Origin of the sequence: Streptomyces sp. NPDC088732, assembly GCF_044751205.1 — a bacterium.
Lineage (GTDB): Bacteria > Actinomycetota > Actinomycetes > Streptomycetales > Streptomycetaceae > Actinacidiphila.
In genome coordinates this window covers 61,585-75,691 of sequence record NZ_JBIVLI010000027.1, presented here as the reverse complement: position 1 = coordinate 75,691, position 14,107 = coordinate 61,585, and the positions used below count along the sequence as shown (strand labels likewise).

Below are 14,107 nucleotides of genomic sequence, written 5' to 3'. Positions count from 1 at the left end.
GGCCGTCGTCGTTGGCGTCAGCCCGTTGTTGCGTCGGCGGTGTGCTGGTGCAGTGCCGCCGCGGTGCTCCTCAGCCTGGCCAGCAGGGTGGTCAAGGCGTGGTTCCAGCGCGCGGTGCCTTGCTGCTCGGCGACGAAAGCACCAAGGGCCAGGATCTCCTCGGCGGCGAACGATTCCTGACCGGGGTTGTAGGCGAACTGCAGCAGCGGGATCTCCAGCTCGTCGTACCTGGTGGGATCCGTGGTGAACAGCCACGATCCCAGGGCCAGGGCGGCCGTTCCTTCGTCCGTGGTGCATCGCAGACTGACCGCGGGCTCCACGGCGCACTCGACGGTGGAGACACCGTGCGGCGTGAGCAGGACGATCCGTGCGTGTGCCGGAGCGGTCCGGACGGTTTCGAACGGGCCGGCCGACCGGGAGAGTTCTGCCTCGCAGATACCGCAACTGGCGGCGCAGCCAGGGCCCGAGGGGTCGGGACCGCCCTGCGCGGCACCGGCATGGGCGTGCACGGGGTGCTTGCATTCCCCGCAGACTGGCATGGCGTCTCCCGTTGCTGTGGTTCGGCCGGTGGGCGGGTTGTCCCACCGGGATGTGGTGTGAGCGTTGCGTGTACGTCAACCAACGGGGGGTGCGTTGTCATGCCCGCTGGGCATGAGGGCGTGCCGGGAATTCGTTTCGCCGCCGTTGGCGTTCTACGACGCCGGAGGTCGGACGGTCCGCGGGGCCGGGTCCGCCGGCGTCTCCTGGAGCTTGGTGAGGGTCGCCGGGTGGCCGAAGAGGCCGGCCATGCCGCCCGAGTGCAGGAAGACCGTGCGTTGTCCCGGACGTACCTCGCCTTCCTCGACCGCCGCGATGAGGCCGGCCATCGCCCGCCCGGTGTAGACCGGATCCAGCACGATGCCCTCGGTGCGCGCGGTCATGGTGAGAGCCGCCAGCGCGGCCCCGGTCAGGGCCCCGTAGCCCTCGCCGACCTGGTCGAGCCTGATCCGCAACGTCTCGGGCGGACAGTTTCCCCCGGTCAGACCGGAGGCCAGGTCGGCGACCGCCCGCCCGGGATTCGTGACGGCTCCGCAGTGGACTCCCATGACTCGTGTCGTGTCCAGCGCGGCGAGCAGGCCCGCCATCGTGCCCCCGGAGCCGACCGCGACGACGACCGTCGCCAGATCGGGTGCCTGTACGAGCAGTTCCCGCCCGCACTCCTGGTATCCGCGCGCGCCGGTGACGTTGGAGCCCCCGAAGGGGATCAGTGACGGCACAGCGCCCTGCCGTCGCAGACGCGCGACCGCGTCGTCGGCAACCGCGGCGAGTTCCCGATCGTCCACGTCACCGGCCCAGACGATCGTGGCCCCGAGCAGACCGTCGAGCGCGAGGTTGCCGGATGTAGAGGAACCGGGTGTCCCCGAAAGGACGAGGACGACATCGAGTCCCAGCCGGGCCCCGGCGGCAGCGGTCAGGCGCGCGTGGTTGCTCTGCGGCGCCCCGGTGGTAACAAGGACGTTCGCGCCTTCGGCGACGGCCTGGCCGCAGGTCCATTCGAGCTTGCGTACCTTGTTGCCACCACCGCCCAGGCCGGTGAGGTCGTCCCGTTTCACCCACAGGTCATCGGCGCCGAGGCCGAGCGCACGGGCCAGCCGCGGCATCGGCTCCAGAGGAGTGGGCCACGTCCCGAGGACGACCCGACGCGTCGGCCGGCTTTCCGAACTCATCGCAGTTCCTGTCTTCTCACGGCCGTCGCGCACGACAACCGTTGTGATCGGCTTCGCGCCATCCTGCCATCGTGCCCGCACCAGGCCGCCCGTCCGTTCGCGGAAGTTCCCCGTGACGGGTGTCAGACGGCGGGTCGCAGGCGAGGGACTTCAGCGGCCCGCCGTTCTGTGCGGGGTGCTGAACGGGTCAGTTCAGCTCGGTCAGTACTGCCGCCATGTCGTCGCAGGTGCTCCGCACGCCGCCGGTGTTCCCCAGGCGGTGGTGCTCCAGGCGTACGGCTCCCAGGTGGCGTGCCTGATAGATGAGTGAGCGCCGGACTGCCGCCGGAGATCGGTCCAGCGGGCCGTAGCCGTCGCCTTCCCAGAACGCGTCCCGTTCCGTGCCGGGCTTGGCCACGGCCATCCGGATGGTCCAGTCGGCCGCGGGGTCGCCCCACAGGGTCCGGTCCAGGTCGAGGACCCCGCTGATCGTCGGCTCAGGGGCGCCTTCGGCGACCATGACGTTCACGATCCACAGGTCGCCGGCGAGAAGGCGCGGTTCGGTGATGTCGTCCAGGGCCGGCTCTTCCCTGGCGACTGCCACCACCTGGCGCATGTCGGCCGCGTTGAGGCCCTCGGCGTCCAGGTCCGTGGCGATGTCCTCCAGGGACGCGATCACCGCCTGACGCCACGTCGCGTATCCGGGCCCGGCAACCGGCCCGAAATGCGGGCCCCGTACGCCGTGCACCCTGCCGGCGATGGCGCCCATCTGCCGGAAGAACGTCCTCCACGCCGGACGTGGGTACGCGACGAGACCCTGAGGACCGGAAGCGGGCGCTCCGTCCAGCAGGGTCTGGATCATCCAGTCACGGCCGATGACCTCGTGCGACCAGTCCGTCGCGATCACCCTGGGCATGAGGGGTGCGATCACCGAGAGCCAGGGAACGCTGGCGTACTCGTTGCGCATCAGCTGACGCTCGGACCGGAACTGAAGGCCCGGCTCGGGCGCGACACGTACAACCACCGGTCGATCCTGCCCAGTCACCACCACACGGAAGGTGTTGTTGTACATGCCGCCACCCAGTTCGACGGCGGAGACCACCCGCGCCCGGCTTCCGAAGGCTCGATGGCAGATCGCCTGAAGCTCCGCCGCGCCGACCGGCTTCTGGAAGGCCCCGGCAGAGCGCTCGATTGTTGTCAGCTCCATATATGGCTCCCGTCCCGCGTGTTCGTGCACATTCTGACGGCTCGGCTCCGGCGGAGTGGGACGTGACCCTTCCCGTCGGAAAGTTGAACGTGTTCAACTCTTCTGGCAAGGTACGTCTCCACGGCCCACATCTATCGGTTGGCCGAGACCGGCTGAGGGCGGGGAGGTCCTGGTGGGCGCTGGAAGAAGGCCGCATGCGTGGGGGGCGGCCATCGGGGGCTTGGCGGTGGTTCTGGCTGTCCTGACGGCATGCGCCGGCCCGTATCAGTACTACGGGGGAACAGGGGTCCACGACACCACGGCGGCCGAGATCGCAGGGGCCTGGGAAAACGTCGAGGGTACCCGCATGGTGCTTCGCAAAGACGGGGTGGCTCGTGTTGAGAAGCTCGACGGGCAGGACTTCGACTTCGAGGAGGGCTGGCGTCTCTCCGGTACGGGAACCTGGCAACTGAAGGACAGGGACAGTGGACAGGTCGTGCGACTCGCGCTGACAGCCCGGACCCGGGTGGACAGCCGTTCCCCCTCGACGTCCGCCGACTCCTCGGACCCCGAACCCCCGTCGACCTACACGTGGTCCTTCTTCGTGGACCGCGATCAACACGACGATGTGCAGTTGTTCTTCTTCTACGGCGATCCCGACATCGGGAACATGTACATGATGGCGCGCGATTCAGAGGCATAACCATGCGTGTGGTCAGCGGGGCCGCCGGCAACGCGCCTCAACGCGGATCACAGGAGCGCCCGCAACGGGTTGCCGCTCAGCGCACCTACGATCGGCGATCGCGCTCGCCGAGCACGAACTCCGCGGGCCAGCGGTCGTTCAGCACCTTGGCCAGCAGTGGATGGGTGGAGTCGACCACCTCGCAGCGGGAGATCCTCCCCTCCTCCTTGGCCGGCGGGCTCTCAAGGACGACCGGCGCACGCAGCACCTCCTCGCCCCACGGCCCGACCGCGTTGCACAGCAGGCCCTCGAAGCGGTGCCCGGGCAGGGTGCCGTCGTGGACACGGGTGACGAATTCCTCGATCACCTCGGCCTGGAGGTAGATCCAGACCAGGTAGACCACCGTGCGGCCGTCCTGGAGCGGGATCGGGAGCCGCGCTTTGAGGAAGTTGCCGACGCCGTCCACGACCATCATGGCTTTGGTGGCGACGCGTACGCTCTTCGCCCGCTCCTCCTCGGGGAGTTCGGCGACAAGGTGGGGCAGAGCCAAGTCGAAGCCCGGGCGTTCCGGATCCAGCGCCCCGCCGCAGCAGCACTGCGCACCGTGGCCGTGGTGGGGGGCGGGGCCGGTCGTGGCGCCGCTCGGCGCGGGGTCCTCGGCCGGAGTCGGGAGCAGCAGCGTGTAGTAGCGGACCGCCGTGAACGTCGTCGGCTCGGGCAGGTTCAGTGCCGCCATGGCCGCGGAGGCGGCTTGGTGGCGTGTGCCGTTGACCCGGATCTCGGCCTCCATCGCGCCGGGTCGGCCGCCGTAGAAGACTTTGACGCCGTTGAAGAACGGGGATTCCAGGTCCGCGGTGAACGTGTCCGCGACGCGGTGCAGGACGTTCGCTTCCAGCAGGGCGGCCTGCATCCGCCGGTTCTCGGTGGGGTCGAGGCCGAAGGCCACGGTGCCGGAGGTGATCGAGTGCCAGTCGGTCACACCTCGCTCGTGCTCGGGGCCCTCCTGCGCTGCGAAGCGCCCTTGCTGGTACAGGAGTTCAAGCAGGCACGCGCCGGCGGTCTGCACCCATGTGTCTGCGGCGTCACGGGCATCGGCTCCGACCGCCACGACGCAGTCCGTGAAGCAGGGCACGTCCGGCTGGAGACTCACGTCGGGCAGCGCGACCAGGTCGTAGTGACGGCCACCCCCGTGCTGGGGCGGGGTCACCGCTACCGCCCAGCCGTGCGGGCTGAGCAGCGAGTTGCCCTTGAGTTCGGCGCCCTCGGTCACGCCGGGCGCGAGGGCCTCGAGGCCCGCCTTCACCAGAGCGAGGAACTCCAGGTCGGGCAGGCGGTTGTCGGCCTGCTCGGTTTTGCGCCCACGGCGTCGTATCCAGGACATGCGCGGATCATACTGAGACGACCCTGTTGGCCTGGAGGAATTACGGTGCGCCCGGTGCCGCCCCTTCGGTCGCCTGGCATTGCGTGGCAGGCCGACGGCCTCGGCGCCAGCATCCAGGCTGTGCAGTGCTCGTCGTCGTGGGCGAGGACGGGACCGCGGGCGCTGCGGCCGATGGTGAGGCCGGCGTCGAGCCGAAAGACGGGGCGCATGTCGCGACCCGCACACGGGGATAGAGGTGGCCGGAGGTCGCCCTCGCGTCCGTCGCGGGCCGCCGGCCAGGGGCCCGGATGTCGCACGGGACCGGTTCTGAGCGACCGGATTCGCGGGTACGTCCATGCACGACTTCGCCCGTGGCGCGGCGGGGGCGGTACCTCGTCTCGATCGCCAGGTCGGGCGTCGACGCGGCGGCGCTGGAGCGGGCGGCACGTCCGCGGTGGCCCTCATTCCACGGGGTCAACCCCTCCCACGAGGCGGGCCGACCCGTCCCGGGCAGCCCTGGACGGGGCGGGGCAGGGGCGAGGGCCCCCTGCCGGCGCTGGGGACGACGCGATCTCATTGCCGCCCGTCCGCCCGTCCGCCCGTCCGCCCGGCGCCCGCCGCCCACCGTCCGCGTCGAGCGCCGAGTGGGCTGGGTCATAGTTTTTGACCGATCCGTCCAGCATCGAGTTTTTTACCGTATCGTCCATAACGTGCCCCGCCGCGTCGGCGCGGGCCGTACAGCTACAGCTGTGGAGGTCGGACCTCCACCGGACAGGAGACTTGATCATGGGACAGCTCGACGGCAGGACAGCCATCGTCACTGGGGGTAACAGCGGGATCGGGCTGGCCACCGCCAAGCGGTTCGCGGCCGAGGGCGCGTACGTGTTCATCACCGGTCGGCGCCAGGAAGCGCTCGACGCCGCGCTGGCCGAGATCGGTCCGAACGCCACCGCGGTCCGGGGCGACGTCTCCGACCTCGATGACATCGACCGCCTCTACGCCGCCGTTTCCGGGCAGGGGCGCCGCATCGACGTGCTGTTCGCCAACGCCGGCGGCGGCGAGTTCTCGACCTTGGAAGCCGTCACCGAGAAGCACTTCGACTCGACCTTCGGGATCAACGTGAGGGGGACGCTCTTCACCGTCCAAAAGGCGCTTCCCCTGCTGAACGAGGCCGCCTCGGTCATCCTCACCGGGTCCACCGCGGCGACCTCCGGCGGAGAGGCTTTCGGCGTCTACGCGGCCTCCAAGGCGGCCATCCGCTCCTTCTCCCGCACGTGGGCCAACGAACTCAAGAGCCGGAAGATCCGAGTGAACACCCTCGTTCCGGGTCCGATCCAGACCCCCGGCAACTCCGGGCTCGCTCCCAATGCGGCAGAGGCCGCAAAGCTCTGGGACTTCTTCGCCGGCCAGATACCTCTGGGGCGGATGGGCCACCCGGAGGAAGCGGCGGCGGCGGCGCTTTTCCTCGCCGGCGACCAGAGCAGCTTCATCACCGGAACCGAGCTCTTCGTCGACGGCGGTCTCAACCAGGTTTGATCGCGTCACCGCGGTGGCCGGCCAGCGTCCGCCCCACCTCGTCCGCCCGGCGTTGTGCGGACTGCTCGGAGGAGGCCCACGCGATGTAGGCATCCGGTCTGACCAGTACGGACCTGCTGGTCGGACCGGACGTCGTGACGCACTCCACCGTGCCGGCCCACGCTTCGGTCACCGAAGCGGGAAGCGGCGCGTCCGCCGGTGTGACCAGCACGAACCGGCGGCCGCGCAGTACCTCGTACAGGCGTCGGCCGTCGGTGAGCGGGACATCCGGAGCACGCCTCCCCGTGAGCGGGTCCGCGCCCGCCGGGGCGCCGTAGGCGATGTCGATGCCGGACATCGCCCGCGCCAGCCGCGAGGCCACCGGGGGGAGACGCAGGACGGTCCGGGCGGCGACGTCCCGGACGCCGCGCAGCGCGCGCGGGGTGGTCAGGACACCGCGCAGCAGCGCGCCGCTCATACGCAGCACTCTGCGCCCCACCGGGTGCCTTTCGGCCTCGTAGGTGTCGAGCAGGGCTTCGGGGGCACCGTCGCGCAGGACGGCAGCGAGTTTCCAGCCCAGATTGGCCGAGTCCTGGATGCTGGTGTTCATGCCCATGCCGCCGGCGGGGGAGTGCACGTGTGCCGCGTCGCCGACGAGGAAGACCCTCCCGGCGCGATAGTGCGGCGACTGCCGCTCGTCACTGTGGAACCGCGAGATCCAGCGCGGATCGTGCATACCGAAGTCGCGGCCGAGTGCCCGTCGGGCGATGGCCCGGATCTCCTCCAGATCGACCGGTGCGCTGTCCGGCATCTCATGGTGGCGATTCCAGGCCATGATGCGGAACCATCCGTCGCCGTACGGAACGAGGATGGCGAAGGCGTCGCCCACTGCCCCTACGGTGGGGGGCTTTGTCGGGGGGTCGGCCAGCCGGACGTCGGCCAGCATCATGGACCGCACCGCGGAGCGGCCGGGGAACGGCAGGCCGAGGGATCGGCGCACCATGCTGTTTCTCCCGTCGGCGCCCACGACATAGGTCGCGCGCAGCGTTTGGGGGGAGCCGTCCGGGGCCCGTACCTGAACGTCGACGCCGGTCGCGTCCTGCTCGAGCCCGACGGCTTCCCAGCCCTCCCGGATGTCGACACCATGGGAAACGGCCCGTTCCCGGAGTACCCGCTCGGTGTGGTACTGCGGTGTGACCAGCACATGCGGGTACCGGGTCGGCAACCGCGACAGGTCGATCCCCAAGAACTGCAGAACCGGGTTGCGGACGCCGGTCGCGAGCAACTGGTCGGCGACACCGCGGGCGTCGAGTTGCTCCATCGTCCGCGCGTGGACGGCGAACGCCCGGGTGAGCTGCGATTCCTGCACCCGCCGCTCGACGACGGTGCAGCTGACACCGGCCTCCGCCAGATCGCCCGCCAGCAACAGGCCCGAGGGGCCCGCTCCTACGATCAAAACCCGGTTGTCGGAGCTCATACGACCCCTCCAAGGCTGCCGGGGCCACCGCGACGAGCCCGAGGCGATGGGCCGGCCCTCTGGGAATTCCTTGCCCGTCCCTCCGGCGGCGATGCCGACAAGCCGGGGCCCCGGCTCCTTGACAACCCCAGGGCGGCTTTACAAACCGTACCTCCGGGTCCAGCCCTGCGCGCGGCGTGCCGGCGGCTGCGTGTCCCGTCCCGATGACAGGCACCCGAGGTGGAGGCCGTGCTCCGCGTTCGGGGTCACAGCGGGCACGGTGAGCGCTCAGTCGGCGAGCCCGATCACCAGCCACATCAGCAGAGCACCCGTCACCGTGAACAACAAGGTGGCCTTGGAGGGATGGGGGCTGTGGGCCTCCGGCAGGATGTCCGACGTCGCGAGGTACAGCAGGAAGCCGGCGAAGAAGCCGAGATACAGGCCCAGCAGCCCCGTCGGGATCGTGAAGCCCAGCGTGATCGCCGCCCCGACGACCGGAGCCAGCGCGTCGGCCAGGAGCAGCAGTTGAGCCCGGCGCCGGGCATTGCCGTAGAGCCTGGTGATCGTGTAGGTGTTGAAGCCGTCGGCGAAGTCGTGGGAGATCACCGCGATCGCGACGACGATGCCCAGCGTATTGCCGGCCTGATATGCCGCGCCGATGGCGAACCCGTCGATCACACTGTGTCCCACGAGCGCTGACGCCGCCGCCAGGCCGACTCCCTCCGCGGACTCGTGGGTGTGCCCCAACGCGTGGGTGTGGGGCGCGTACTCGCTCTCGTGGGCGCGGTGAATGGCCACCCCCCGCTCCACCACGTGCAGAGCGAGGAACCCCGCGACGAACATCAGCAATGCCGCGGGAACCCCGAACACGTGCCGTGGCTGAGCGGCCAGCGCGTCGGGAAGCAGATCGAAACCGATGACGCCGAGCATGAGACCGGCGGCAAGACCGAGAACCAGATGACGGCGGTCACCGACCCGCTGCGCGACGAATCCACCCACAAGAGTCATGGCCATGGCGCATGCGGCGATCAGAACCGGCATGAGCCAATCTTGCGTGACGCCCTGACGGGTCGCTACTCAGCCCTCCGCGCACACGGGCGCCCCCTGTCCTGGAGTGCCGTGGCACGGCGGACCGCTCTTTGCCGCCCGTACCCGACCGCCGGGGTCCTGGCGGAGCACCGGTCCGTCATCCGGGGGCGTCGGGCGCGCGCCCGGCATGCTGCTGAGGGGTGTGCGGCACTCGGTCTAGAGTGCGTGCGGTAGTAGGCCACAGATCTATGGAGGGTTCGCTCGTCATGTCCGCTGAGATCCACGAGTTCCAGGTGGAAGCGCGTCAGCTGCTGCAGTTGATGATCCATTCGATGTATTCGAACAAGGATGTCTTTCTGCGGGAGCTGGTCTCCAACGCCTCCGACGCGCTGGACAAGCTGCGCTTGGAGTCGTTGCAGAACGACGCACTCGACGCGGACGTCTCCGACCTGCACATCGCCCTGGACGCGGACGCTCAGGCGCGGACGCTGACGGTTCGCGACAACGGGGTCGGCATGTCCCGCGACGAGGTCGTGTCCCTCATCGGCACGATCGCCAGTTCCGGGACGGCGAGGCTGCTGCAGGAGCTGAAGGACACCAAGGACGCGGATGCCGCGGCCGGCCTGATCGGCCAGTTCGGAGTCGGGTTCTACTCGGCCTTCATGGTCGCCGACGAGGTCACCGTGGTGACCCGGCGGGCGGGGGAGAGCCGGGGAACCCGCTGGACCTCGCGCGGTGAGGGAACGTACACGGTCGAGGCCGCCGACGACGCGCCTCAGGGGACGGCGGTGACGCTGCACCTCAAGCCCGCCGATGCGGAGAACCAGCTGCACGACTACACCGACGGCTGGAAGCTCCGGGAGATCGTCAAGCGGTACTCGGACTTCATCACCTGGCCCATCCGCATGCCGGCACAGGCCCCAGCGGCGGCCGCCGACCCGGAGGACGACGGGGGCGAGCAGCCTGCCGCGCCGGAGACCGTGAACTCGATGAAGGCGCTGTGGGCGCGCTCGAAGGAGGAGGTGACCGACGAGGAGTACCACGAGCTGTACAAGCACCTGGCCCACGACTGGCTGGCCCCCGCCGAGACCGTCCTGCTGCGGGCCGAGGGCACCTTCGAGTACCAGGCTCTGCTGTTCATCCCCTCCCACGCCCCGCACGACCTGTTCACCGCCGATCACCGCCGCGGCCTGCAGCTGTACGTCAGGCGCGTCCACATCATGGACGACTGCGAGGAACTGCTGCCGTCCTACCTGCGCTTCGTCAAGGGCGTCGTGGACGCGCAGGACCTCTCGCTCAACGTCTCCCGCGAGATCCTTCAGCAGGACCGGCAGATCCAGATGATCCACCGGCGCCTGACCAAGAAGGTCCTGTCCACCCTCAAGGACCTGATGACGGGCGCACCCGACCGGTACGCCACCGTGTGGCGCGAGTTCGGCTCCGTGCTGAAGGAGGGCCTGCTCAGCGACTTCGACAACCGGGACACCCTGCTGTCGCTGTGCTCCTTCGCCTCCACGCACGACGCGGAAGCGCCGACCACGCTGGCGCAGTACGTGGAGCGCATGAAGGAGGGCCAGGAGGAGATCTACTACCTGACCGGCGACTCCCGGGAGGCCGTCGAGAACTCCCCGCACATGGAGGCCTTCCGCGCGAAGGGCATCGAGGTACTGCTGCTGACCGACTCCGTCGACGAGGTCTGGGTCACCGCGGTACCCGCTTTCGACGGCAAGCAGCTGCGCTCGGTGGCCAAGGGCGAGGTCGACCTCGACGCAGGTGAGCAGGACACGCAGACCGTCAGCGAGCGCGAGAACCAGCAGAAGGAGTACACCGGCCTGCTGTCCTGGATGACCGAGGTACTCACCCAGGACGTGAAGGAGGTCCGGCTGTCCACCCGCCTGACCGTCTCCCCGGCCTGTCTCGTCTCCGACACGCACGACATCACCCCGGCGCTGGAGAACATGTACCGGGCCATGGGCCAGGACGTCCCGCACACCAAGCGCATCCTCGAACTCAACCCGGGCCACCCGCTGGTCGGCAGCCTCAACAAGGCCCACGCCGAACGTGGCGGGGACCCGGCCGACGCCGGCCTCGGCGACATCGCGGAACTCCTCTACGGCATGGCCCTCATCGCCGAAGGCGGCGCACTGAAGGACCCGGCGCGCTTCGCCAAGCTCATGGCCGATCGCCTCACCGTCTGACCCGGCCCGTCCTGCGTGGGCCTTTCGGACCGGTGGGGTCGCTGCCCACCGGGCCGAAAGGCCGAGCGCATTCACGTCTCCCCAACGGTGCCGCCTGTTGCCGTCTCCGGCGCGGGCGGCGCCGTTCAGGCCGACCGGGCCCAGGGGGAGCAGTGGCACTGTTCCGCCGCCGTCATCGGGCTTGCCACTCCCGGGCGCTGGCCGAGTAGACGGTGCGGCGGGCGCGGTTGAGGTTGCCGAGCGGGCGGAACTCCGGCGGGGCGTGCCAGGGGTTGAAGGCAAGGCTGTCCACGCGGTCGCAGTTGGCCAGGCCTCTTTCGCCAAGGATGTCCTGGACGGGAATCGTCAGGGTGGCCACGCCGAGCCAGGGCGAATCGTCCTCCATCCATTCGACCGACCCGTCCTCGATCGGTGTCAGTCGCTCGTTGACGTACTTCTGGATGTGGAGGGCGAATCGCACGGACGAGCCGCTGAGCCGGGCGGCGAATTCGGTCCGGAGTCCGTCGTTCGAGTTCTGCGGCGGGGCGGACGTGGGTTCGGGACCGGCGAGAGGGCTGATGCGGAACCTGACGGGTCCGGCATCGCCCCACAGGATGGCCCCGCGGCTCCAGTAGGACTCCAGAGCCAGACTGGGGGACGGGCGGTTGGCCTGTCGCAGGTTGCCGACGATGCGTGCGGTCTCCGATGGGCCGAAAGCCTCCAGCATGCGTGACATGACCAGGTGTTCGGGACCGGCACCGATCCTGGCGATCTCTACGAACTGGGTGGCGTCACGGGCGTGGGAGACCGGAAAGCTCGTCATGAGGAGGTCGTGTTCGCTCCCACCGGGGTGGCTGATCTTCAGTGCCGCGCCGCGGAGGTCGGGGACGACGTCGGACCGGATGGTCCCGCTGGCGTTGGACAGCCTCACGATTACCGGCAGTTGTGTCCCGGCGACGAAGTGCCCGGCGTGCAGGTCGGCGGGCAGGTCGGTCCGGAACCGGAGCTCCGCGTTGTCCACGCCGACAACGATCTTGGCGTGGAAAGTGCGACGGGAGACCTGCGATCCGGACTTCTCCTTGTTGGCCCGCTGGACACCGACGACGATGTCCGCCAAGTCGCGGAAATGAGCCTCTTCGGCTTCGGGGGAGCCGCCGTGGTGGATCTCGCGCCAGGGGGCTGCCCCCGGAGCGTCAGGTGAGGAGGTGCGGGTGTCTGTCATCGTGCGTCTTTCTTGGTCGGCCCGGTGGTCGGTCGGATGAGCCGGGCGTTGTGCGTCGCTGTCTCGATGACGTCGTCGAGTCGGCCGGCAAGGACCTGCCGCGCCGCGCTGAGCGTGAAGCCGGCAGCGGTGCCGACGGGTACGTGGGCCGGGACGGCGAGCGCATAGGGGTCGACCAGGACGTCGACGACGACCGGGCCGCCCGTGTGGGACAGTGCGCCGGCGAGCCCCTCCTCCACGTCATCGGGGTCCTCGATGCGGATGCCCCTGGCGCCCAGGGCCTCTGCGACGGCGGCGAAGTCCGGATTGGCCAAATCAGTCCCGAAGGGAACGAAGCCCGCTTCCTGCTGTTCGATCTTGACGAAGTCGAGGCTGCTGTTGTTCAGCACGATGTGCACGACGGGAAGGCGGTGCTGTACCTCCGTGAGCAGATCGCCGAGAGCGAGCATGGTGAACCCTCCGTCGCCGCACAGCGCGATCGTCTGTCTGCCGGGGAAGGCGAGCTGTGCGCCGAACGCGCCGGGTGAGGCGGTGGCCATCGACGCCCATGAGAACGATCCGAACAACCGCCGCCGCGGGCCGTACTTGATGTGTCGAGCGGCCCAGATGACGGGAGTGCCCGTGTCCGCGAAGAACAGCGCGTCGTCGTCGGCGAGGTCGCTGAGGACGGTGGCGAGGTACTCGGGCCTGATCGGTTTGATACGAGGACCCTTGTCGGTGTAGTGCCGCATCCTGCGGTGGAAACGTTCGGTCTCCGCCACGCAGTGGGCGAGGTACGCCCCGTCGGCCTTCGGTTCGACCAGCGGCAGCAGCTCGGCCACGGTGGCCCGTACGTCGCCGGTGACGCCCAAGGCCACCGGTACGCGCCGACCGAGCCGTTCCGGGTTCCGGTCGACCTGGATGACCCTGGTCCTGCCGTGCGGCAGGAACTCGCTGAACGGGAAGTCGGTGCCGAGCATCAGGAGCAGGTCAGCGTGCTGAAGCGCGTAATGGCAGCCTCCGTAGCCGAGGAGACCGGTCATCCCCACCGCGTTCGCGTTGTCGTGCTCGAGGAACTGCTTGCCCTTGAGGGAGTAACCGACCGGTGCGCTGAGCTTCTCGGCCAGCGCTTTCACCTCGGCGTGGGCCCCGGCGCATCCCTCGCCGCCGAAGACCGCCACGGTACCGGCCGCATTGATCATCTCGGCCATGACCGAGAGATCCTCGGCCCCGGCAGGCGCACGCACCGGTCGCGGCAGCGGAATCTCGTAGCGGTCCTTCGGCGCGTCCGCCGCCGCGATGTCACCAGGCAGCGCGACGACCGCAGGACCGCCCCGGGTCACGGCGGCCATCACCGCCGAGGTCACGACAGTGCGCAGCTGAGCGGGATTGACCAGCCGGCCCACGTACACCGCCGCGGACGCGAAGAACCGGTAGGGGTTCAGTTCTTCGACGGTCGAACTGTCCGTCAGGCGTGTCTCGGTGTCGCCGGCCAGCACGATGACGGGCACCTCTTCCTTGAGGGCGTCCAGCATCCCGTTGATCAGGTGCGCCACTCCGGGGCCCGCCGTTCCGCACACGGCGACGGGGCGTCCCGTCAGTTTCGCCTCGGCGACCGCGGCGAAGACGCCGAACTCTTCGTGCCGGACGTGCACGAAGTCCACCTGGCCGTTGCGCCGCATCGCGTCGACCACGGGGTTGAGCGCGTCCCCCACGATCCCGTAGCAGCGCCGCACACCGGCGCTGACCAGCATTTCCCACAGTCCGTCGGCCACTGTCCTCGACATGGCGGGTGTCTCCCTGTCCGCTGGTGCCG

General features: G+C 69.5%; 11 protein-coding genes. 3 read left to right on the top strand and 8 right to left on the bottom strand.

Annotated elements, in window-relative coordinates:
- Window positions 1–17 precede the first annotated feature (17 nt).
- The 3 genes from ACIP9H_RS35135 to ACIP9H_RS35125 all read right to left on the bottom strand — a co-directional run bounded on the left by ACIP9H_RS35135 (window position 18) and on the right by ACIP9H_RS35125 (window position 2,892).
- A complete protein-coding gene (locus ACIP9H_RS35135; protein ID WP_401963092.1) occupies window positions 18–539 on the bottom strand; it encodes a hypothetical protein in 522 nt (173 codons plus the stop codon).
- A gap of 153 nt (window positions 540–692) precedes the next feature.
- Window positions 693–1,706 (bottom strand): D-cysteine desulfhydrase family protein, encoded by a 1,014-nt coding sequence (locus ACIP9H_RS35130; RefSeq protein WP_401592645.1) that lies wholly within the window; start codon window positions 1,704–1,706, stop codon window positions 693–695.
- A 187-nt stretch (window positions 1,707–1,893) separates the two neighbouring features.
- Window positions 1,894–2,892, bottom strand: a complete 999-nt coding sequence (locus ACIP9H_RS35125; RefSeq protein WP_401592647.1) for a phosphotransferase family protein — start codon at window positions 2,890–2,892, stop codon at window positions 1,894–1,896.
- Between the two features lie 226 nt (window positions 2,893–3,118).
- On the opposite strand from ACIP9H_RS35125, the gene ACIP9H_RS35120 reads away from it, so the two are divergent.
- Window positions 3,119–3,574, top strand: a complete 456-nt coding sequence (locus ACIP9H_RS35120; RefSeq protein ID WP_401592877.1) for a hypothetical protein — start codon at window positions 3,119–3,121, stop codon at window positions 3,572–3,574.
- A gap of 85 nt (window positions 3,575–3,659) precedes the next feature.
- Here the strand turns inward: ACIP9H_RS35120 and ACIP9H_RS35115 are convergent, their stop codons facing one another.
- Window positions 3,660–4,934, bottom strand: coding sequence for a DUF6348 family protein (locus ACIP9H_RS35115; protein WP_401592649.1), 1,275 nt, complete (start codon window positions 4,932–4,934; stop codon window positions 3,660–3,662).
- A gap of 765 nt (window positions 4,935–5,699) precedes the next feature.
- On the opposite strand from ACIP9H_RS35115, the gene ACIP9H_RS35110 reads away from it, so the two are divergent.
- Window positions 5,700–6,449, top strand: a complete 750-nt coding sequence (locus ACIP9H_RS35110) for an SDR family oxidoreductase (protein ID WP_401592651.1) — start codon at window positions 5,700–5,702, stop codon at window positions 6,447–6,449.
- On the opposite strand, the gene ACIP9H_RS35105 is transcribed toward ACIP9H_RS35110, so the two are convergent.
- The gene (locus tag ACIP9H_RS35105) at window positions 6,436–7,905 is read right to left on the bottom strand and encodes an FAD-dependent monooxygenase (protein ID WP_401592653.1); all 1,470 of its coding nucleotides are present in this window, start codon (window positions 7,903–7,905) and stop codon (window positions 6,436–6,438) included. The genes ACIP9H_RS35110 and ACIP9H_RS35105 overlap by 14 nt on opposite strands.
- Window positions 7,906–8,172: 267 nt before the next feature.
- A complete protein-coding gene (locus ACIP9H_RS35100; RefSeq protein WP_401592655.1) occupies window positions 8,173–8,925 on the bottom strand; it encodes a ZIP family metal transporter in 753 nt (250 codons plus the stop codon).
- 254 nt (window positions 8,926–9,179) lie between these two features.
- Here ACIP9H_RS35100 and htpG point away from each other — a divergent pair, with 254 nt between their 5' ends.
- Window positions 9,180–11,111 (top strand): molecular chaperone HtpG, encoded by a 1,932-nt coding sequence (gene htpG, locus ACIP9H_RS35095; RefSeq protein WP_401592657.1) that lies wholly within the window; start codon window positions 9,180–9,182, stop codon window positions 11,109–11,111.
- Window positions 11,112–11,283: 172 nt separating this feature from the next.
- Here htpG and ACIP9H_RS35090 read toward each other — a convergent pair whose 3' ends face one another.
- Together ACIP9H_RS35090 and ACIP9H_RS35085 are read right to left on the bottom strand one after the other, a co-directional pair.
- On the bottom strand, window positions 11,284–12,312 hold the full coding sequence (locus ACIP9H_RS35090; RefSeq protein WP_401592659.1) for a hypothetical protein: 1,029 nt from the start codon (window positions 12,310–12,312) through the stop codon (window positions 11,284–11,286).
- Window positions 12,309–14,078, bottom strand: coding sequence for a thiamine pyrophosphate-dependent enzyme (locus ACIP9H_RS35085; protein ID WP_401592661.1), 1,770 nt, complete (start codon window positions 14,076–14,078; stop codon window positions 12,309–12,311). Before ACIP9H_RS35085 ends, ACIP9H_RS35090 begins: the two co-directional genes overlap by 4 nt.
- Window positions 14,079–14,107: the final 29 nt, after the last annotated feature.